Annotated in this window: 20 protein-coding genes; 5 read left to right on the forward strand and 15 right to left on the reverse strand. The window is 71.9% G+C overall.

All coding sequences use genetic code 11. The annotated features are described in order from the left end of the window. Positions 1-14: 14 nt before the first annotated feature. From KBO27_RS27885 to KBO27_RS27910, 6 genes are all read right to left on the reverse strand, one after another. Positions 15-1,283, reverse strand: a complete 1,269-nt coding sequence (locus KBO27_RS27885; RefSeq protein ID WP_210972836.1) for a sulfate adenylyltransferase subunit 1 — start codon at positions 1,281-1,283, stop codon at positions 15-17. Further along, the gene (gene cysD, locus KBO27_RS27890) at positions 1,283-2,185 is read right to left on the reverse strand and encodes a sulfate adenylyltransferase subunit CysD (protein ID WP_210972837.1); all 903 of its coding nucleotides are present in this window, start codon (positions 2,183-2,185) and stop codon (positions 1,283-1,285) included. Before cysD ends, KBO27_RS27885 begins: the two co-directional genes overlap by 1 nt. Further along, entirely contained in the window at positions 2,185-2,937 is a 753-nt protein-coding gene (locus KBO27_RS27895) for a 3'(2'),5'-bisphosphate nucleotidase CysQ (protein ID WP_210972838.1), read from the reverse strand. The genes cysD and KBO27_RS27895 overlap by 1 nt, the downstream gene beginning before the upstream one ends. Beyond that, a complete protein-coding gene (locus KBO27_RS27900) occupies positions 2,934-3,815 on the reverse strand; it encodes a sulfite exporter TauE/SafE family protein (RefSeq protein ID WP_210972839.1) in 882 nt (293 codons plus the stop codon). The genes KBO27_RS27895 and KBO27_RS27900 overlap by 4 nt, the downstream gene beginning before the upstream one ends. Then, a complete protein-coding gene (cysC, locus tag KBO27_RS27905; RefSeq protein WP_307870659.1) occupies positions 3,800-5,302 on the reverse strand; it encodes an adenylyl-sulfate kinase in 1,503 nt (500 codons plus the stop codon). Before cysC ends, KBO27_RS27900 begins: the two co-directional genes overlap by 16 nt. Before the next feature lie 423 nt (positions 5,303-5,725). Continuing rightward, positions 5,726-6,667 carry an Acg family FMN-binding oxidoreductase gene (locus KBO27_RS27910; RefSeq protein ID WP_210972840.1) on the reverse strand — a complete coding sequence of 314 codons (942 nt, stop codon included), beginning with the start codon at positions 6,665-6,667 and terminating at the stop codon, positions 5,726-5,728. 220 nt (positions 6,668-6,887) lie between these two features. Between KBO27_RS27910 and KBO27_RS27915 the strand changes: the two genes are divergently transcribed. Next, the gene (locus KBO27_RS27915) at positions 6,888-7,286 is read left to right on the forward strand and encodes a DoxX family protein (protein ID WP_210972841.1); all 399 of its coding nucleotides are present in this window, start codon (positions 6,888-6,890) and stop codon (positions 7,284-7,286) included. A gap of 9 nt (positions 7,287-7,295) precedes the next feature. Here the strand turns inward: KBO27_RS27915 and KBO27_RS27920 are convergent, their stop codons facing one another. Further along, on the reverse strand, positions 7,296-8,534 hold the full coding sequence (locus KBO27_RS27920) for a cytochrome P450 (RefSeq protein ID WP_307870660.1): 1,239 nt from the start codon (positions 8,532-8,534) through the stop codon (positions 7,296-7,298). A 93-nt stretch (positions 8,535-8,627) separates the two neighbouring features. Between KBO27_RS27920 and KBO27_RS27925 the strand changes: the two genes are divergently transcribed. Continuing rightward, a complete protein-coding gene (locus KBO27_RS27925) occupies positions 8,628-9,488 on the forward strand; it encodes an alpha/beta fold hydrolase (RefSeq protein ID WP_210972842.1) in 861 nt (286 codons plus the stop codon). On the opposite strand, the gene KBO27_RS27930 is transcribed toward KBO27_RS27925, so the two are convergent. Then, positions 9,457-10,587 carry a methyltransferase gene (locus KBO27_RS27930; RefSeq protein WP_210972843.1) on the reverse strand — a complete coding sequence of 377 codons (1,131 nt, stop codon included), beginning with the start codon at positions 10,585-10,587 and terminating at the stop codon, positions 9,457-9,459. The two genes, KBO27_RS27925 and KBO27_RS27930, sit on opposite strands and share 32 nt — an antisense overlap. Positions 10,588-10,830: 243 nt before the next feature. Here KBO27_RS27930 and KBO27_RS27935 point away from each other — a divergent pair, with 243 nt between their 5' ends. Continuing rightward, complete coding sequence (locus tag KBO27_RS27935) at positions 10,831-12,180, forward strand: sulfatase-like hydrolase/transferase (RefSeq protein ID WP_210972844.1); 1,350 nt, start codon at positions 10,831-10,833, stop codon at positions 12,178-12,180. A 12-nt stretch (positions 12,181-12,192) separates the two neighbouring features. Beyond that, the gene (locus tag KBO27_RS27940; RefSeq protein ID WP_372448888.1) at positions 12,193-12,579 is read left to right on the forward strand and encodes a YchJ family protein; all 387 of its coding nucleotides are present in this window, start codon (positions 12,193-12,195) and stop codon (positions 12,577-12,579) included. 18 nt (positions 12,580-12,597) lie between these two features. On the opposite strand, the gene KBO27_RS27945 is transcribed toward KBO27_RS27940, so the two are convergent. Beyond that, positions 12,598-13,377: an amino acid ABC transporter ATP-binding protein gene (locus KBO27_RS27945; protein ID WP_210972845.1), complete on the reverse strand. Its 780-nt coding sequence runs from the start codon at positions 13,375-13,377 to the stop codon at positions 12,598-12,600. Then, positions 13,374-14,852, reverse strand: a complete 1,479-nt coding sequence (locus KBO27_RS27950; RefSeq protein WP_210972846.1) for an ABC transporter substrate-binding protein/permease — start codon at positions 14,850-14,852, stop codon at positions 13,374-13,376. Before KBO27_RS27950 ends, KBO27_RS27945 begins: the two co-directional genes overlap by 4 nt. Before the next feature lie 152 nt (positions 14,853-15,004). On the opposite strand from KBO27_RS27950, the gene KBO27_RS27955 reads away from it, so the two are divergent. Then, positions 15,005-15,589: a cysteine hydrolase family protein gene (locus KBO27_RS27955; RefSeq protein ID WP_210972847.1), complete on the forward strand. Its 585-nt coding sequence runs from the start codon at positions 15,005-15,007 to the stop codon at positions 15,587-15,589. On the opposite strand, the gene KBO27_RS27960 is transcribed toward KBO27_RS27955, so the two are convergent. From KBO27_RS27960 to KBO27_RS27980, 5 genes are all read right to left on the reverse strand, one after another. Beyond that, positions 15,590-16,138 carry a GNAT family N-acetyltransferase gene (locus KBO27_RS27960; protein ID WP_210972848.1) on the reverse strand — a complete coding sequence of 183 codons (549 nt, stop codon included), beginning with the start codon at positions 16,136-16,138 and terminating at the stop codon, positions 15,590-15,592. A 139-nt stretch (positions 16,139-16,277) separates the two neighbouring features. Continuing rightward, positions 16,278-16,757, reverse strand: coding sequence for a DUF4396 domain-containing protein (locus tag KBO27_RS27965; RefSeq protein ID WP_210972849.1), 480 nt, complete (start codon positions 16,755-16,757; stop codon positions 16,278-16,280). Positions 16,758-17,168: 411 nt separating this feature from the next. Continuing rightward, a complete protein-coding gene (locus tag KBO27_RS27970) occupies positions 17,169-17,942 on the reverse strand; it encodes an HpcH/HpaI aldolase family protein (protein ID WP_210972850.1) in 774 nt (257 codons plus the stop codon). Between the two features lie 92 nt (positions 17,943-18,034). Further along, complete coding sequence (locus KBO27_RS27975; protein WP_210972851.1) at positions 18,035-18,208, reverse strand: hypothetical protein; 174 nt, start codon at positions 18,206-18,208, stop codon at positions 18,035-18,037. Positions 18,209-18,351: 143 nt separating this feature from the next. After that, positions 18,352-19,473: an amidohydrolase family protein gene (locus KBO27_RS27980; RefSeq protein ID WP_210972852.1), complete on the reverse strand. Its 1,122-nt coding sequence runs from the start codon at positions 19,471-19,473 to the stop codon at positions 18,352-18,354. Between the last annotated feature and the right edge of the window lie 34 nt (positions 19,474-19,507).

Raw genomic sequence — 19,507 nt, forward strand, 5'->3', positions numbered from 1 at the left:
GCTGTTCGGGTCTTTCAGCGAGCGTCGGTGATCAGGACGGCACCGACCGTCGCATGGCTGGACTCGTCGATGAGCACCGCTCCCCCGGTGAACCTGTTGCGCTCGTAGGGATCGCAGAACACCGGTTGCGCGAGCCGCACGGTGATCTCGCCGATGTCGTTGAGCTCCAGCGACTCGGCCGGCCCGCGCTCCAGGGTGGTGACGTCGAGCCGTTCGCGGACCTCGGTGACGATCGCCTTGACCACGCGGGTGGTGTGCTTGAGCAGCAACCGGGTGCCAGGGGTGAGCGGGGCCTTCGGCGACATCCAGCACACCGAGGCCGTCAGCTCCTCGGCCGCGGTCGGGGGTTGGTCGACCGCGCAGAGCAGGTCGCCGCGGCCGACGTCGATGTTCTCGGCCAACCGCAACGCCACCGACTGCGGTGCCCGACCGCGTTCCAGCTCCCCGTCGGCGGTGTCGACGGCGACCACGCGGCTGCGCATCCCGGAGGGCAGGTGCAGCACCTCCTCGCCGGGTGCGATCGATCCGCCCGCGATCTGGCCCGCGTAACCCCGGTAGTCCTGCTCCTGCGCGCGGATCGCGTACTGCACCGGCAGCCGGAACAGGCCCGTCTCGTCGACGACCTCGACCTGCTCCAGGTGCTCCAGCAGCGACGGCCCGTCGTACCAGGGCATCGCCGCGGAGCGGTCCACGACGTTGTCGCCGCGCAGCGCCGAGATCGGGATGGCGGTGACCTCGCGCAGGTTCAGCCGCTCGGTGAACGCCGCGAACTCCTCAGTGATGGCGCGGAAGACGGACTCGTCGTAGTCGACCAGGTCCATCTTGTTCACCGCCAGGACCAGCTGCGGCACGCGCAGCAGACCGGCCAGCACCGCGTGCCTGCGGCTCTGCTCGGTCAGCCCGTTGCGGGCGTCGACGAGCACGATCGCCAGGTCCGCGGTGGAGGCGCCGGTGACCATGTTGCGGGTGTACTGGGCGTGGCCGGGCGTGTCGGCGATGATGAACGCCCGCCGCGCGGTCTCGAAGTAGCGGTGCGCGACGTCGATGGTGATGCCCTGCTCGCGCTCGGCGCGCAGCCCGTCGGTGAGCATGGCCAGGTCGAGCTGCTCGTCCCCGCGCTCCTTGCTGGCCACCTCCAGCTGTTCGAGCTGGTCGGCCAGCAGCGACTTGGAATCGTGCAGCAGCCGCCCGATCAGGGTCGACTTGCCGTCGTCGACGGCGCCCGCGGTGGCGAAGCGCAGCAGGCTGTCGGCCGGGGCGAAGACCGGTTCGGTGGTGGTCATCAGAAGTATCCCTCCCGCTTGCGGTCCTCCATCGCCGCCGCGCTGGTGCGGTCGTCGGCGCGGGTCTGGCCGCGCTCGGAGATCCTGGTCGCGGCGATCTCGGCGATCACCTCGGACACCGTCGCCGCCGTCGACTCCACGGCACCGGTGCAGGTCATGTCGCCGACGGTGCGGAACCGCACGGACCGCTCGACCAGCTGCTCGTCGGCTCCGCGCAGCAGGAACGGGTTGTCGGCCAGCAGCATCCCGTCGCGCTCGAAGACCTTGCGGTTGTGGGCGAAGTACAGCGACGGCAGCTCGACGTCCTCGTGGTCGATGTAGGTCCAGACGTCGCGCTCGGTCCAGTTCGACAGCGGGAAGGCGCGCACGTTCTCGCCGGGGTGGATCAGCCCGTTGTAGAGGTTCCACAGCTCGGGGCGCTGGTTGCGCGGATCCCACTGGCCGAAGGTGTCGCGGAAGGAGAGCATGCGCTCCTTGGCTCGGGCGCGTTCCTCGTCCCGGCGGGCGCCGCCGAACAGCGCGTCGAAGCGGTGCTCGGCGATGGCTTCCAGCAGCGAGGCCGTCTGCAGCCGGTTGCGGCTGGTCAGGCCCTCGGGTTCGGTGGTGCGTCCGGCGTCGATGGACTCCTGCACCGAGGCGACCACCAGGCGCACGCCGAGTTCGGCGGCGCGGCGGTCCCGGAAGTCGAGGACTTCCTCGAAGTTGTGCCCGGTGTCGACGTGCAGCACGGGGAACGGGATCGGCGCCGGGGCGAACGCCTTCTCCGCGAGCTTGAGCAGCACGGCGGAGTCCTTGCCGCCGGAGAACAGCAGCGCAGGGCGGTCGCGCTCGGCGACCACCTCGCGGATGAGGTGCACCGCCTCGGATTCCAGTACGTCCAGACGAGACAGCCCGGCGGGCATCAGCGACTCCCCTCGATTCGGTCGGACAGGGCGGCGAGCAGGTCCACGGCCAGCTCGCGGCGGCAGACCAGCAGGTCGGGCAGCCACGGGTCGGGGCGGTCGTAGACGAGTTCGGTGCCGTCGAGGCGGCTGGTGTGCAGTCCTGCGGCGCGGGCGATGCCGACCGGAGCGGCGCTGTCCCACTCGTACTGGCCGCCGCCGTGCAGGTAGGCGTCGACCTCGCCGAGGACCACGGCGGTGATCTTGGCGCCCGCCGACCCCATCGGGACCAGGTCGGCACCGATCTCGGCGGCGATCGCGGTGACGAACTCCGGCGGCCTGCTGCGGCTGACCGCGATGCGCGGGCGCTCGATGGCGCGCGTGGGCTGCTTCGGCGGTGCGCCGGTGTCCAGCACGACGCCCTGGGCGGGCAGGGCGACGGCGGAGGCGATGACCTCGTGGCGTTCGGCGAGCGCGACGTGCACCGCCCAGTCGGCGCGGCCGGGCTCGGTGAACTCGCGCGTGCCGTCGAGCGGGTCGACGATCCAGACTCGTTCTCCCGCAACGCGTTCCGGACCGGCGACGCCGTGCTCGGACAGCACCGGATCGGCCGGGCGCTCCTGCGCGAGCGCCTCGACGAGCAGCTGGTGGGCCGCGGCGTCACCGGCGTCACCGAGCGCCCGGGGTTCCGCCGCGGACTCCTCTCGCAGCTCGACCAGGCGCTCGCCCGCTCGCCGCGCCAGCCGCGCGGCCAGCTCGTGGTCGTCGCTCACCCCACTACCTCCCTGTGATCACTCGCGGCGGTCTCCCGCCGCGACGACATCGCGTTGCGCAGCGGTGGAATCACCGCGCCGAGCAGCACGACCAGCAGTCCCGCCGACACGCCCGGCAGGACGTCGGCGCCGACCATCATCAGCCCGGTGGTCACCAGCATCCCACCGAGCAGCACCCGCACCGGACGGTCGGGAACCCGCGCCGAGATCAGCGATCCCACCAGCACTCCGGGGATCGAGCCCGCCAGCAGCGAACCGACCAGTCCGATGTGGACATCACCGGCGAACAGGTGGCCGATCGCCGAGACCAGCACCAGCGGCACCGCCTGGACGAGGTCGGTGCCGACCAACCGCGCCGAGCTCAGCCCGCGGTTGAGCAGCAGCAGGACCACGATGATGATCGACCCGGAGCCCACCGAGGTCGTGCCCACCACCAGGCCGGCGACCGCGCCGAGCAGCACCGTGGGCGCCGGGCGCACCCGCGTTCCGTCCGATGTGGAGGTTCGGCGCGAGAGCAGCATCCTGGCGAACAGCGTGATCGCGGCCAGCAGCACCGCGCCGCCCACGATCTCCTTGAGCACCGATTCGGCCCCGCTGCCCAGCGATCCCGCCAGCAACGACCCGGCCGCCGCGCACGGCAGCGAACCCAGGCACAGCCAGCCGACCAGCTTGGGCTGCACCGTGCGGCGCCGCAGGTGCACCGCCGCGCCCAGCGGTTTCATCACCGCCGCGGCCACCAGGTCCGAGGACACCGCGGCCAGCGGTGGCACGCCGAAGACCAGCGTCAGCAGCGGCATCGTCAGCGCACCGCCGCCCATGCCGGTCACGCCCACCATCAGGCCGGTGAGCAGCCCCGTCGCCGCTACACCGAGGTCCACGACCGCACCCAGCCCCGCTCGCGCAACAAGGTCACGACGTGCCCCACGGCCTCGTCCTGCGACAGCTCGGAGGTGTCCAGGACGAGGTCCGCGTCGTCGGGGACCTCGTAGGGAGCGGAGACGCCGGTGAACTCGGGCAGCGACCCGTTGCGCGCCTTGCGGTAGAGCCCCTTGCGGTCGCGCCGCTCGCACTCCCCCAGCGGCGTGGCCACGTGGACCAGCACGAACCCGCCCGCCTCGTGGACCATGCGGCGCACCGCGTCCCTGTCGGCGTGGTACGGCGCGATGGGCGCGCAGATCGCCGCACCGCCGTGGCGGGTGACCTCGGCGGCGACGTAGCCGATGCGGCGGACGTTGCGGCTGCGGTCCTCGGCGGAGAACCCGAGTCCCTCGCACAGCGTACGGCGGACCACGTCGCCGTCGAGCAGCGTCACCGCGCGGTGGTCGTGCCTGCTGAGCTCGTCGCGCAGCGCCCGGGCCAAGGTCGACTTGCCCGCGCCGGACAGCCCGGTGAACAACACGGTGAACCCGCGCGCCGTCAACGGCGGGTGGAGCCTGCGCTGCTGCTCGGCGATGGCGGGCGTGGTGAACCAGTCGGGCAGCGCAGCGCCGCTGTCGAGGAGTTCGCGCAGGCCTTCGTCGCTGAGCCCGGGACGGCTCTCGGAGGGGGCGACCTGCGCGGCGGGGCGCCAGCGGTCGGCGTGGTCGCGCACCACCTCCGGGGCTTCGATCGCCTGGACGGGGGCCTGTTCGAGAGGGCCGGCCGAGAGCAGGTGGGTGGCGCCGTAGGCGGCGGCGACGTGCGCGGCGAGCAGGGCGTCGCGCTTCGGGTCGGCGCGGCGCACCAGCGGGACCGGGACGATCGTGGTGCCCTCGGGCAGTTCCGGGCGGGCGGCCAGCACCGACTGGACCAGCGCTTCGGGACGCGGTCCGCTCATGCGCGGCAGGATCAGGACGTGCGCGTCGAGCTCGGCGGCCAGCTGGCGGATCTGGGCGAGCTCGCGGTGGTGCAGCGGGGACTCCGGCAGCACGCCGAGCACGGTTCCGGCCGGGAGCGCGGCCCGGACCCGCTCGGCGGGCGGGCGCATCCGGCGCAGCACTCCGGTGGGTTCCTCGGCTGCCACCAGCGGGCCGGCCGGGTGCGCGCCGGCCTCGTCGGACCACGGGGCTTCGTTGCGGATCACCGCGACCGGGGCGCCTTCGACGTCGCGCAGCTCGATCTCCTCGGCCGCGGCGATCTCTTCCGGGACCGTCAGAGTGATCGGTTCGGGCCAGGGCACGTCGGCGTCGAGGCGTTGGCGGGTGCGCACCGACTCGACCTCGTCGGCGGTGAGGAATCCGCGCAGCGGCGGGAAAGCGCCGTCCAGCAGCAATTCCACATCGGACAGCTCGGCGGGTTCGGGAACCCAGATCGCGCGGCGTTGCGGACCGGCGGAGACCTCCGTGCTCCCGCCCGGACGATCGGCATCCGTTCCGTTCGCGCTCACAGGCACCTCTGTCCTCTGATCGAGGGACGAACCGGTCCATCCCGTGGGACATCTGGATCCATACGGTGGCCGACCGCCCCCGGACGGAGAAGCCCGGTGACCAATACTCGCCAGTTCTGATTTTTCCCAGGAGGAGAACCGAATTCAGGCCGCGCGACCTGCCACAACCCGACAAACCTCGCCCTCCGGGACAGCAACGGAACCAGGGGGCGCGCGCACGCGGAGGAAGGCACACCGGCACATAGCCGAGGTGAACGGAAGATCACCTTCCGTTAACAGAGCCAGCGGATTTTCCCGTTTTTCCGAGCGCGCCGACCGCCCGGTGGCGAGCGGTCGGGGCCCGAACCGAGCGGGCAGACGTCGGTCGCGGACGGTTCGGACCAGAACCGCCCACGATCACCGGACGCGAGACGCCGGTGGGGTTCAGGAGCCCTTCGGGTAGCCGAAGCGCATGATCGCCTGCGGGATGAGGGACGTGCCGAGGCGTTCGGCCAGGCCGGCGCGGACCTCCGGCACGTGCAGCGGCTGGGTCATCATCGACACCGACAGGCCGGATCCGGCGGCCTCCAGCCACGCCCGCTCGACGGCTTGACCCGCGCGCAGGTGGTCGATCGCGCGGTCGCCGCGCGTGCCCACCAGCAGCACCGACTCCTCGCGGAGCAACCGCGCCAGGACGGGCTCGTCGGGCAGGCGCGTGGTCATGGCGGTCAGCCCGGCCGCCGCCAGGCCGCCCAGCCCCTCGGACTCGCTGCGCAACCGCTTGCCCTCCGGAGTCACCCACCCGGCCAACTCCCGGGTGTAGCCGGCGTCGGCCTGGAACCCGGTGGCCGACCGGCTCAGCATCCCCGCGACCTCGGCGGCCTCGGCGTCGGAGTTGATCCAGCGCCCGCCGCAGCGGGTGCCCGCGGCGGCGTCCCAGATCTTCTCGCGGAGCAGCTCCGGCACCGGCTTGCCCGAGAACGGCTCCCGGTGGCTGCGGCGCTCCGGGATCGCGCGAGCCCAGGCCGCCTCCCTCGGGCTCGGGTCGGCGGGCTCACCGGCGTTGACGGCCGCGGAGACCAGTCCCCCGGAGGCTCCGAGCTCGACCTGCGCGCTCCACCCCAGGCTGCGCACCGCCAGCACCAGGTTCATCACCGCCGCACCGCACGAGATGCGCTGGTCACGACCCTCCGGATCGTGCTGCATGCGCCGCGCCGGGTCCTCGCGCAGCACGGCGGTGCGCCGGTGCAGCGTCAGCGACCACGGCCGGCTGTTGTGGACCGACGGAGCGCGCGAGACCGCCTCGCCGAGCTCCCCGATCTCGACGGGCGACCACTCGACCTCCAGCGCCCGAACGTCAGTGCGAGCTCTCTGCGCGACACCCATCTGATTCCTCCCCCGACTGGATCCGCCCCGGTCAGGACGGTACGGCCGCCTAACGCACCGCGCCCCGACCGACTCTTGAGAATCCAGGCCACCCGGGGACCCGCACAGGGGACAAAGTCCCGACCACCCGGACATCGCGCCTCATCAGGCCAGGTGGCCGACGGCAGGTGTGACCTATCTCGTCCCCTCGCGCGCGACCAGGTCAACTATGTTCGGCACCATGACCTCACGCCCGGCACCGCTGGACCTCCCGATCGTCGGACTCGCCGCGCTGTTCGCCACCTCCGGGACGTTGCACCTGGTCAGGCCCCAGATCTTCGAACCGCTGATCCCGTCCGCGCTGCCCGCGCCCCGCCGGGTCGTGGAGGTCTCCGGAGTCGCCGAGCTGGCGTGCGCCGCCGGGCTGCTGCACCCGCGCACCCGCGGCGCCGCCGGGCTCGCCAGCGCCGCGCTGCTCGCCGGTGTCTTCCCCGGCAACGTCAAGATGAGCGTGGACGCGGGCAAGCGCGCGAAGCGCAAGGGCGGAGCGGCACCGGCGGCGTTCTTCGCCGGCACCCTGGCCAGGCTGCCGTTGCAGTGGCCGATGATCCGCACCGCGCTGCGCGCCGCCGGGCGCTGAACCGCGCTCTTAGAACGCGCAGGGGAGCTCCAGCACCCCGTTGACGAAGCTGGTCCGCTGGCGGACCGGTTCGCCGGTGGCGTGGATGTCGGGCACCCGGGTGAACAGCTCCCGCAGCATCACCGCGATCTCGCGTCGCGCCAGGTGCGCGCCCAGGCAGAAGTGCGGGCCGCGCGAGCCGAAACCGAGATGCGGGTTGGGGTTCCTCGTGATGGTGAACCGGTACGGGTCGACGAAGACCGTCTCGTCCCGGTTGGCCGACGCGTAGTACATGATCAGCCGGTCACCGGCGCGGAAGCGGTGGCCGAGCAGGTCCACGTCGCGCGTCGCGGTGCGCCGCATCCAGTTGACCGGTGTCGCGTAGCGGATGACCTCCTCGATGGCGGCGGGCATCCGCTCGTCGAGGTCGGACAGCAGCAGGTCGCGCTGCTCCGGGTGGTCGGTGAACAGCGCCAGCGCGTGCGAGAGGGCGTTGCGGGTGGTCTCGTTGCCGGCGACGACCAGCAGCACGAAGAACTTGCCCAGCTCGGCGTCGCTGAGCGCTTCGCCGTCGACGTCGCCGCGGACCATCGCGGTGACGATGTCGTCGGCCGGGTGCGCCCGCCGGTCGCGGGCGAGCTCGCCCATCAGCTCGTGCATGAACCGCGCGCAGTCGACCAGCACCGCGGATCGGGGCTTGCCGCTCGGGTCCTGGTGGTCGGGGTCGCCGATGGCGGCGATGAACGCGTTGGTCGCCTCGACGACCTCGGGCCGGGCGGATTCGGGAACGCCCATCATCCGGCACACGATCTCCAGCGGCATCGGCTGGGCGACCTCCGCGACGAAGTCGCACGGCCCCCGCTCCACCAGCGCGTCGACGATCTCGCCGGCCAGCCGGGCGACGTCGTCGGTCGCCCTGGCGATCATCCTCGGGGTGAAGGCGCGGGCGACGATGCGGCGCAGCCGCGCGTGACGCGGGTCGTCCATGCTCATCATCGACCCCAGCAGCTCCGCCACCTCCGGCGGCGGGTCGTCGAGGCCGACGGCGATGGGTTCCGAGCTGAACGCCTGCGGGTTCCGGCTGACCTCGGCGATCTGGTCGTAGCGGGTGATCGCGTAGAAGCCGGGGCCGTCGTCGCGCGGGCAGAACACGGGTTCGTCGGCCGCGCGGAGCGCCGCGAACGTCTTGTCCCACTCCGAGCGCGGCTGGGCCCAGAAGTCGAGGTCGGATAGATCGATCGTGGTCATCTTGTCTCCCAAGTCGATCACCGACGCTAGGTTCCCCCGCTTGCACTCGGCTTTCACCGGCGGGATCGATCCACCATCGCCGCGGGGCGCTCCCAGCGGTTAGCGTCGCCGGTCATGACCCCTCGCGAGCGCACCGTCCGCCTGCCGACGCACGACGTCGGGGTCCTGGAATGGGGGCCGGTGGACGGTGAACTCCTGGTGGCGCTGCACGGTTTTCCCGACACCGCGTGGACGTGGCGCGCGGTCGGGCCGCTGCTGGCCGAGGCCGGGTACCGGGTGGTGGCGCCGTTCCTGCGCGGCTACGCGCCCTCGGACGTCCCGGTCGATGGCGACTACTCGGTGAGCGCGCTCGCCGCCGACGCCGTCGCGCTGTACGAACGCCTGGGCGGCGACTCCTCGACCGCGCTGATCGGCCACGACTGGGGCGCGATCACCGCGGGTGCGCTGGCCGCCGACCCGTGCTCGCCCTACGCGCGCGTCGCCCTCCTGGCAGTGCCTCCGCTGGCCTGGATGAACCCGACCCGGGCGGTGGCCCGGGCCTGGCTGTCGGGGCTGGTCAGGCAGCCGCGGCACTCCTGGTACATCGCCTACAACCAGGTCCCCGGCCTGGCCGAGCGGAACTTCACCCGGCTGGCCCGGCACCTGTGGCGGGCGTGGTCACCGGGCTACGACGCCACCGACGACCTCGCCCACCTCGCGCGCGCCGTCCCCGACCAGGTCCGGGCGAAGGCCGTCGTGTCCTACTACCGCGCCCTCGCCTCGCGCGGCAGCCGAGCGGCGCTCGCCGAACCCCGGAGCCCGCTGCTCTACCTCCACGGCGACCGGGACGGCGCGATCGACCCGCGCTTCTTCGCGGTCGCGCGGTCCCGCATCGCAGCGCCGTCGAGCGCCGCGCTGCTGTCCGGGGCCGGGCACTTCCTGCAGCTGGAGAAGCCGGCCGAGGTCACCGGCCTGCTGCTGGACTTCCTGCGCTGAGCCGCCACAGCGAGGTGATCTCGTCACGCCTGGCCTGGTGGAGCGGGTCGGTGGTGTCCGAGGCCTTGGGGTGGCTCGGCGCGGTGTCGTAGCGGTCCCGCACCTCCAGCCCCGCGGCGGCGATGCGGTCGAGCAGCGCGGCGCGGGTCCGCAGGCCCAGCCGCTCGGCGAGGTCGGAGAGCACCAGCCAGCCCTCCCCGCCGGGGTTGAGGTGCTCGCGGAGGCCGTCGATGAACCGGTGCAGCATGTCCGAGTCCTGATCGTAGACACCGAGTTCCAGCGCCGAGGTGGGTCGCGCGGGGATCCAGGGCGGGTTGCACACGGCGACGTCGGCACGTCCGCTCGGCCACAGGTCGGTCTCCTCGACCGTGACCCGCTCGGCGAGGCCGAGCCGGTGGAGGTTGGCGCGGGCGCACGCCACGGCGCGCGGGTTGATGTCGGTGGCCACCACGCGCGCGCCGCGCCTGCCGAGAACCGCTGCGAGCACACCGGTTCCGGTGCCCAGGTCGAACGCGACGGGGGGTTCGACCGGAAGCGGCGCTGCGGCGACGAGGTCGACGTACTCGCTGCGGACGGGCGCGAAAACGCCGTAGTCGGGGTGGATCCGCTCGCCGAGCGCGGGAACGTCCACGCCCTTCTCGTGCCACTGGTGGGCGCTGACCACTCCGAGCAGCTCGGGCGCGGACACGCACATCGGCTCGCCGGTGGGCGGGCCGTAGGCGTGCAGGCACGCCTCGCGCACGTCGGGTGCGCGATCCAGCGCCAGCGTGCGGTCGGGTTCGAGCACCAGCAGCACCCGGCCGAGCAGCTCCGCCCGCTCGGCGCGCGCGGCGCGGTGCGCGCGGAACAGCGACGCCGCGTCGCCCTCGGGCTCAGGACGGCGGCGCAGGCGGCGGTCCAGGTCCTGCACGAGGCGGCGCGCCGCGTGGAAGTCACCGCGCCAGATCATGGCGGTGCCCGCCTCGGCGGTGCGGTGCGCGGCTTTCGCCGTGGTGCGGTCGTCGACGACGACAACGCTGGCCGGCGCGGGGGCCGAGTTCTCGGAATGCCAACGGGCGGAGTTCGGTGATCCGTTCTCGGACCAGCTGATCGTGGTCATGGTCTGCTCCTGCGGGGACGAAGGTGCCTCGGGTCGGGCAGCTCTTCGTCGCAGGAGCGGCGATCACCTCGAACCATGTCCGTGACCACGGCCGATCCCTCGTCGAGTCGGGCAATCGTCTCACACCTGCTCCCCGCGCTGGGCCAGACGATCGAGTTTCGTGCGCTGACCGGGTGGCAAGAACGGGAAAACCGCCGTCTTCCAGGGAGAATCGAGACCGCGACCGCGTCAGGGGGTGCTGACATGTCCGGTGCGCTCTCGGGATCACGACCGAACATCGTGCTCATCGTTCTCGACGACCTGGGCTACGGCGACCTGAGCCGGTACGGCTCGCCGGTCGCCACGCCGCGCATGGACGCCGTCGGAGGCGCGGGGATGACCTTCCGGCAGGCCTGCGCCGGGGCGCCGATCTGCACCCCGTCGCGCACCGCGCTGCTGACCGGCCGCTACGCGCAGCGCGTCGGTCTGCCGCAGGTGCTGTGGCCGGAGGAGGACCGCGGGCTGCCGGAGTTCGAGCACACGGTCGCCGAGGCCTTGCGGGCGGCCGGGTACGCCACCGGGATCTTCGGCAAGTGGCACCTGGGCGATCCGCGGCTGACCGGCAACCCGTGGGACGCGCGGCCCCGGTTCCTGCCGTCCGCGCACGGTTTCGACCACTTCTGCGGGATCCCCTACAGCAACGACCAGGGGTGGGGCGACCAGCAGCGGCTGCCGCTGTACCGGGGCGATGCGGTGGCGGTGGACGACGTCAACACCGAGCAGGGTCAGGAGCGGCTGGCGGGCGAGTACACCGACGCCGCGATCGCGTTCATCCGGAGGAGCGTCGCGCGCCAACGGCCGTTCTTCGCCTACGTCCCGCACAGCTCCGTGCACCAGCCGTTCCACGTTCCCGAGGAGACCGGTGGGGCCGACGGCCGCTACCCCGACGTCATCCGCGAGGCCGACCGGCAGGTGGGCAGGCTGCTCGACGAGCTGCGCGCGCTGGAGCTGGTGGAGTCCACGCTGGTCATCGTCACCAGCGACAACGGGCCGTGGTTCGAGGGCAGCACCGGCGGGTTGCGGGGCCGCAAGACCGATCCGTTCGAGGGCGGTCTCCGGGTGCCGTTCATGGTCCGCTGGCCCGGCCGGGTCCCGGTCGCCGAGAACCGCTACCCGATCTCGTTCGTGGACGTGCTGCCGACGCTGATCGACCTGGCCGGGGCTCCCCCGCCTCCGGCTGATCGGCCCATCGACGGCATCAGCATCGCTCCCGCGCTGGCGGGCGAGCCGATGCCGCCCGGTCGCACGCTGTACTTCTACGGCGACCTGGAGGAGGGCCCGACGGGCGAGGTCGACCCGGACGCGGTGTGGAACGTCGCCGCAGCGCGCCAGGACCGGTGGAAGCTGCTGTGGCCGGCGACGGTCTGGCCGGAGCTGGGCCGCGAGATGCTGGTCGACCTCGAGACCGATCCCGCCGAATCCACCGACGTCGCCGCCACCCACCCGCTGATCCGGGATTCGCTGGCCCAGCGCGCCCGCATCTTCAACGACGAGATCCTGCGCAACCGCGCCGCCGCGATCGAGCGCACCCGGCGGCACCGGGGAGGCGGATGAGAAACTTCCCAGGTGAGCGTGAAGGATCTGTGCCCCTGCGGACTCGGCGAGCCCTACGGCGAGTGCTGCGGACCGCTGCACGCCGGTGAGCGCGAAGCGGCCACGGCCGAGCAGCTGATGCGCTCGCGCTACTCGGCGTTCGCGGTCGGCGACGCCGACTACCTGCTGCGCACCTGGCACCCGAAGACGCGCCCGGCGGAGCTCGACCTCGACCCGTCGCAGCGGTGGCTGCGCCTGGAGATCCTCAGCCGCACCGGCGGCGGTCCCTTCGACGCCGAGGGAACGGTGGACTTCCGCGCCCTCTACCGCCTCGACGGTGCGACCGGGTCGCTCACCGAGCACAGCCGCTTCACCCGCCGCGGCAAGTCCTGGCTCTACGTCGACGGCGACCACGACTGAGCGGTTCCCCAGCGGCGGTCAGCCCGCGTCGAGGATCCTGCTGAGGAAGCGGCGGGTCCTGTCCTCCCGGGGATCGCCGATGACCTCGTCGCTGGTGCCCTTCTCGACGATCACGCCCTCGTCGAGGAAGAGCACCTGGTCGGCCACCTGACGGGCGAAGCGGATCTCGTGCGTGACGATCACCGTGGTCCAGCCCTGCGAGGCGAGGTCTTTGATCACCGCCAGCACCTCGCCCACCAGCTCCGGGTCCAGCGCCGAGGTGGGCTCGTCGAACAGCACGAGCTTCGGCCTCAGCGCGAGTGCCCGCGCGATGCCGACCCGCTGCTGCTGCCCGCCGGAGAGCTGGAACGGGTAGGTGTCGCCCCGGTCGCCCAGACCGACCTGGTCGAGCAGCGCGCGGGCCTCGGCGACGACCTCCTCGCGCGGGCGGCGCTGCGCGATGACGGGGCCTTCGACCACGTTCTCCAGGACCGTGCGGTGCGGGAACAAGTTGTGGGCCTGGAACACCATCCCGCTCTGCCCGCGCAACCGCTCGGTCTCCCGGCGTCCGGCCCTGCCGGTCGCGAGCCCGGCGAAGTCGACCTCGACGTCGTCGATGGCGACGACACCGCGTTCGGGGACCTCCAGGGCGTTGAGCGACCGCAGCAGCGTGGACTTGCCCGAGCCCGAGGCTCCCAGGACCACCGTCGAGGTCCCGGCCGGGGAGTCGAAGTCGATGCCGCGCAGGACGTGCCGGTCGCCGAAGGACTTCTCCAGCCCGCGGACGCGGATGCGGGGGGTGTGCTCGGTTTCGGTCATCGGGCCACGTACCTGTCCAGTCGCGTTTCCAGTCGTTTCTGCGCCGCCGACAGCGCCACGCAGATCACCCAGTAGTACAGCCCCGCGAACGCGTACAGCGCGAGGAACTCGTTGCTCTCCGCCGCCGCCAGCTGCGATTCGCGGAACAGCTCGGTCAGCAGCACCACCGAGCCCAGCGAGGTGTCCTTCAGCAGCGACAGCAGGGTGTTCGACAGCGGCGGGACGGCGGTGCGGGTGGCCTGCGGCAGGATGATCCGGCGCAGGGTCTGCGGGTAGTTCAGCCCGATCGTCGCGGCCGCCTCGAACTGCCCCTTCGGCACCGCCAGGATCGCCGAGCGCACCACCTCGGCGGCGTAGCCGGCGACGTTGAGGCTGAAGGCGATGACCGCGGCGGTGAACGGCGGGAACTTCACGCCCAGCTGCGGCAGCCCGTAGAAGACGATGAACAGCTGGAGCAGCAGCGGCGTTCCCCGGATGATCGAGATGAACGCCCGGGCCAGCCCGGAGAGCACCCGGTAGGACGAGATCCGCGCCAGCGCGACGAGCAGCGCCAGCGCCAGCCCGATCGCGAAGCTCAGCGCCGTGAGCGGCAGCGTCACCTGCACCAGGCCGACGAACATCGGCCACGCGGTGTTGCGCACGACCTCCCAGGTGGACAGGTGATCGCGCCCCTGCGACAGGTCGGCGCTGCCGCCGTCGGGGACCGAGACGTCGGCCTTGAAGTACTTCTCGGAGATGCCGCGCAGCGTGCCGTCGGCCTTGAGCGAGCTGATCGCCCGGTTGGCCTCGTCGAGCCGCTCGCGGTCGTCCTGCCGGAAGGTGAGGACCTGCTCGCTGGTCTCCGCACCGGCCTTGCCCGCGACCTCGACGTCACCCGATCCGGTGCTCGCCTGGTAGTCGAGCACGGCGATGTTGTCGTTGACGATCGCGTCGACCCGGCCTTGGGTGAGCAGCGCCGCCGCCTGGGCGAAGCCTTCGACGGACTCCACCCGGGCACCGGCGTCGCGGGCGATGTCCGCCCAGTTGCTGGTGGCCGATTCGGCGGTGACCTTGCCCCGGAGGTCGTCGAGGGTCTTGATGCTCTCGTCGCCGGTGCGCCGGACGATCACGCCGTGGGAGTAGGTGTAGGTGTAGGACAACCCGTACTTGGCCGCGCGTTCGGCGTTCTTGGAGACCTGGTTGGCCACGACGTCGATCCGGCCGGAGTCCAGCGCGGGGAACACCGCGTCCCACTGGGTTTCGACGAATTCCAGCCGCCAGCCCGCGCGCTCGGCGATCGCCTCCACGACCTCGATGTCGTAGCCGGTGAGCGCACCCGATCGGGGGTCGTGGAACGAGAAGGGCGGGTAGGTGCCCTCGGTTCCCACTCTGATCACGGGTTGCCCGGCGTCCTGCGCGGCGGCGACACCGGCCTGCGCGGGGGCGACGATCACCAACGTCAGCAACAGCAGCGCGCACCTGAGCGCATGCCGCATCGGCCACTCCTCACCGTCCACAGTGCTCGGTTCGAGCACTGTGGACGGGAGCATACGACCACCGCCGCGACGCCGCCTCAAGATCCACTATGTGGGAGCCGGGATTCCGCGCCCTCCCACCACCAGGCGGTTTCATCGGGCACGATTCCGGCATGGCGAACGGTTCACACGCGGTTCTGGCGCTGCACTGGCAGGTCAACGTGATCAAGCCCGAGGGGTTCTTCGGCGGCATGCTGGCCGATCCGGTGGCCCGCAGCGGCGTGGTCGAGCGCGCGGCGCGCTTCCACGCCGAGGCGGCCGCGCCGGTGGTGTTCACCCGCTTCACCGTCCCGGAGGGCGAGGGGCGGCTGGTGCGCAACACCGAGTTCATGCGCGCGGTCGGCGAGGCGCAGGAGCTCTTCCGCCCCGACTCCCCCGGCGCGCAGCTGATCCCGGAGATGTCCGGCGCCCTGGACGTGGTCGACAACCAGAAGCTCTCCGGCCTCGCGGGCAACGACCTGGCCGACCGCTTGACCGCCCGGGGGATCGACACGCTGCTCATCACCGGCGTCGCCACGAACCTGACGGTCGAGCAGACCGCCCGCCACGCCACCGATCTGGGCTTCACCACCCACGTGATCACCGATTGCACGACGGCGGCGGACCCGGCCGCGCACGAGGCGGCCGTGGCGAACCTGAACCTCACGACCGGCGGTTGCCTGAGCAGCGCCGAGGCTCTCGCGCGCCTCGGCGGGTGATCACCTGGCCGGTCGGGGGCTGAAGTCCGCCGGGGTGAAGGTGAAGACCGTGTAGGCGCGGTCGTCGAGGGTGAACCGGGTGTGCTTGCTCATGCCGAGCGCCCGGTTCACCTTCACCGCGCGCTGGTTGGTGTTCTCGACGAACACCGCGGCGCTGGGGTACCGGTCGCCGAGCATGAGGGCCATGCCCGACAGCAGCATCCGGACGACGCCCTTGCCGCGGTACTTCGGCGCGACCACCACCGGGCCGCAGTGCAGGACGGGACCCTCGAGGTTCTTGGTCAGCACCGCGGTCCGCTGCCCCGGCCCGGGCAGCGCGCTGTCGCCTTCGGCGGTCAGCAGGACCCCGGCGAGCTTGTCCTTGTCCTCCACCAGGAACGTGCCGGGACCGCCGGCGAACGCCTCCAGCGCCTCCTCGTCCCACTCACCCGGGACGAACCCCTGCTCCCCGCGCTTGGCCTCGGGCACCGCGCTCTCCTGCGCGGACTGGAGCAGTGCGAGGATCGCGGGCCGGTCCTCCTTGGTGGCGAGACGAACAGACATCGGCATGGCCTGAGCCTAACCGGGCCTGTCACCAGCGGCGTTGCCCGGTTCAGGTTGACACCGGGCCGAACGGCTCGGCAGCTCCTGGGCAGGCGCTCAGGTTCCGCTACCCGCACCGCCACGCAACGCATGAACTCAACAGTTCCTAGTGGTACTGGTGCACGACGGCGTGGCCCTTGCCTCGGCTGATCAGCGCGCGGTTGACCGGGACCGTGAGGACGAAGGCGATGGCCAGGGCGGCGGCCAGCGAGAGCCAGAAGAGCCAGCTGGTCAGTCCCGCGTCCATCGCACCCGGGATGAGCACCATGAACAGGTTGTCGACGATCTCCATGACGGTGATCGACAGGGTGTCGGCGGCGAAGGCGACGCCGATGGCCGCGCCGAGGCCGACGCCCGCGCGCAGCACGGGGAGGATCGTCAGGCTGTAGCCGAACAGGAACGCCAGTGCGATCGCGAGCACGATCGTGGCCAGGTTCCCCCAGCCCAACGCGGTTCCGATGACCATGCCGAGGACTTCGCCGATGGCGCAGCCGGTCAGGCAGTGCGCCGTGGCGCTGATCGCCGAGCGGGTCAACGCCCGCTTGTCCTGCTGCTCGACACCGCCGTGGTGGTGCTCGTGGTCCATGATGCCCTCCCCGCAACGGTCCACCATCATCCTGAGTTCGAACATACCCCTAGGGGGTAGGGGTGTCAACGATCGACATCGACACCCGGACAGGACCTCTGACCTGCGATTTCGTGACCCGAAAAAATCTGTTGCCGGTGGAACGGGACGCGGCATAGCCTGCGGGCACACAGGAAAGGAGGTGGTCCGACGTTGAATACCAACAGGACTTGTGAGGTGGCTGTCCGCTAGGACCGCCCACGGCACAACAGCCGACCCGACGTGCGCGAATCCCGAAAACCTGTGGATCCCGACGCGGGAGCGGTCGGCGAATACCAGGCAGCTACCCGGCCCCGGAGCCCCGAACTGCGTCCGGTTCGGCCTTCTCGATCGAGGAGGAAACGGCTCCGGGGCTGCTGCGCACTCAGGGCCTCAGCGCTGGGCCGATCCCTTGACCGCGCGCAGGTGACCGGCTGCGGCGACCTCCAGGTGCACCAGGTCGCAGGAGATGCTGGCGAAGGTGTAGCCCTGGGCGAGTCGCGGTCCGGCCCCGTCGCCGTCGGAGACGTGGAACCCCGCGGCGATGCCCGCCTCCGCCGCCGCGCTCCGGATCGTCTCGACCGCGGCCTCGAACTCCTCGGCCACGTCGGGATCTCCCGGGTGGGCGCCGCCGACGGCCAGGCACAGGTCGGCCGGGCCGACGTAGACGCCGTCGAGCCCCGGGGTCGCGCAGATCTCGCGAACGTTGGCCAGGCCCTGCGCGGTCTCGATCATCGCGATCACCACCGTCGACTCGTCCGCTTCGATCGGCCGGGGACCGACCCGCAGGCCCGACCGCATCGGACCGTAGGAGCGGCGCCCGCGCGGCGGGTAGCGGGTGGCCTCGACCGCCGCGGCCGCGTCCTCGGGCGTGTCGACCAGCGGGACGATGACTCCGGCGGCTCCCGCGTCCAGGGCGTGGCCGATCCCGCTGGGCTCGTTCGCCGCGACGCGGACCAGGCCTTTCGCACCGCCGGCGGCATCGATGGCCAGCAACGCGTTGATCATCCCGGAATGGCCGATGAGCCCGTGCTGGACGTCGACGACCAGGTAGTCGTAGCCCACCCGCGCGATCCGCTCGGTGGCCGCCGGGGCGTCCAGCGCGATCCAGTACCCGACGAGCTCCTCACGAGCGCGCAGTTCACGCGCGAATTCGGCTGCGGACACGGTGTTTCCTCCCGGCGTGGCGATCGGGTGCTCTCACGTCGTTCCTACCGACCCGCACACCGCGTTCCAACAGCCCGCGCCGGGGCGTCGGCTCACAGGCCGAACAACGACACGACCGAGACCAACGCCAGCCCCACTACAGCGAGTGCACCGGAGGTCACCGCGAGGCGCTGCGCGAGGACCTTGCGGCCGACCATCGCGGCGGCCGTTCCGACTATCAGCGCGAGCGGGATCAGCACAGCGCACAGCAGGTCAAGAGGCGCCATCGCCTGATCCCTCCCCGTAACGACGTCGTCAACTCCCGGTGGGCGGCCACCAACGTAACGATCAGGAGCGCCACCGTCCACACCTCACGGTGCGTGATATCGGGCACTTGGCTCGAACCCGCCACCACCCCACCGGGTCGTCGTCACGAGCGCGGATCGCGCAGGCCGTAGACGCGCTCGGCGTTGTCCCGGCCGATCATGCGGGCCACGCGGAGCGCGTCGTCGACGTTCCAGTCGCCGGATTCGACGTGGTGGGCCAGTGCCCGGCTCATCCCCCTGCGCCAGAGCCGGGCACCGAGGTGGTGCAGCTCCGGCAGGCCCCAGGCATCGGAGGAGTAGAGGACCTTGGCGAACGGGGCGAGTTCCAGGGATTCGGCGATCACCGCCTCCGAACGCGCCCCGGTGTGGTTGATCGCCAGCCCGACGTCGAAGTGGACGTGCGGGAAGACCTGGGCGAGGTAGGCGGCGTTGCGGTGGAACGGGTAGCAGTGCAGCAGCAGCAGGTCCACGCCGTGCGGCTCGACGTTCTTGATGAACCGGGTCAGCAGCAGCGGATCGCAGCGGTGCAGTTCCAGGTCGGGATCGCCGTAGGCGGTGTGCAGCTGGATCGGCAGTCCGCGCTCCACGCCCGCCCACAGCGCGAACCGCAGCAGCACCGGATCGCTCACCCGCGCGGCGCCCTGCCGGAGCCACGCACCGGCCGCCCGGACGACCTCGGCCTCACCGGGCGGCTCCGGGTCGAAGTCGAAGCCGTACCGGTAGGCGATGATGCTCTTCAGGCCCACCGCCGACCGGCTCGCCAGCGCCTCGCGGAACCGCGACGGCAGCTCCGCCGCCGAGACCCCGGATCCGGCGACCTCCTCCAGCACCGCCTCCAGGCGGACGACCTCGTGGACCGGCTTTCCCGACAGCTCGGCGAACTCCGCCACGCCGAGACCGCCGTCCAGGCCGGTTTCGAGCAGCACGCACCCGACCCCGGAGGCGTCGAGCAAGCGCCGGGTCACCTCGTCCCAGCCCAGCGCTCCCCTGACCGCCAGGTACTCCTCGGGCGAGGCGTGCGGCGCGAGCCCCAGCACGGGGGCGCACCACCGGCGCACGGCGAACCCGAGCGGCGAGTCGAACTGCGTCATCCACGGCGGAACGGCGCGGTCGGACTCGGTGAGCAGGCCCTCGAACTCCGCCCGCCCGGGATCAGCGGGCAGCACCCCGTGCGCGTGGTGATCCACCAGCGCGATCCCCTCGATCTCCGCGGCCAACGACGCCACGAGCACCACCACCTCTCGAAACCGGGCGCGCCCG

The organism is Saccharopolyspora endophytica (assembly GCF_018070075.1).
GTDB classification, from domain to species: domain Bacteria; phylum Actinomycetota; class Actinomycetes; order Mycobacteriales; family Pseudonocardiaceae; genus Saccharopolyspora; species Saccharopolyspora endophytica.

Bases quoted from the DNA above. Each gene is read 5' to 3' on its own strand.
- KBO27_RS27885 (WP_210972836.1), bottom strand. From the start codon at position 1,283: ATGACCACCACCGAACCGGTCTTCGCCCCGGCCGACAGCCTGCTGCGC.
- KBO27_RS27960 (WP_210972848.1), bottom strand. From the start codon at position 16,138: ATGCCGATGTCTGTTCGTCTCGCCACCAAGGAGGACCGGCCCGCGATC.
- KBO27_RS27935 (WP_210972844.1), top strand. From the start codon at position 10,831: ATGTCCGGTGCGCTCTCGGGATCACGACCGAACATCGTGCTCATCGTT.
- KBO27_RS27925 (WP_210972842.1), top strand. From the start codon at position 8,628: ATGACCCCTCGCGAGCGCACCGTCCGCCTGCCGACGCACGACGTCGGG.
- KBO27_RS27975 (WP_210972851.1), bottom strand. From the start codon at position 18,208: ATGGCGCCTCTTGACCTGCTGTGCGCTGTGCTGATCCCGCTCGCGCTG.
- KBO27_RS27910 (WP_210972840.1), bottom strand. From the start codon at position 6,667: ATGGGTGTCGCGCAGAGAGCTCGCACTGACGTTCGGGCGCTGGAGGTC.
- KBO27_RS27950 (WP_210972846.1), bottom strand. From the start codon at position 14,852: ATGCGGCATGCGCTCAGGTGCGCGCTGCTGTTGCTGACGTTGGTGATC.
- KBO27_RS27965 (WP_210972849.1), bottom strand. From the start codon at position 16,757: ATGGACCACGAGCACCACCACGGCGGTGTCGAGCAGCAGGACAAGCGG.
- KBO27_RS27945 (WP_210972845.1), bottom strand. From the start codon at position 13,377: ATGACCGAAACCGAGCACACCCCCCGCATCCGCGTCCGCGGGCTGGAG.
- cysD (WP_210972837.1), bottom strand. From the start codon at position 2,185: ATGCCCGCCGGGCTGTCTCGTCTGGACGTACTGGAATCCGAGGCGGTG.
- KBO27_RS27955 (WP_210972847.1), top strand. From the start codon at position 15,005: ATGGCGAACGGTTCACACGCGGTTCTGGCGCTGCACTGGCAGGTCAAC.
- KBO27_RS27915 (WP_210972841.1), top strand. From the start codon at position 6,888: ATGACCTCACGCCCGGCACCGCTGGACCTCCCGATCGTCGGACTCGCC.
- KBO27_RS27930 (WP_210972843.1), bottom strand. From the start codon at position 10,587: ATGACCACGATCAGCTGGTCCGAGAACGGATCACCGAACTCCGCCCGT.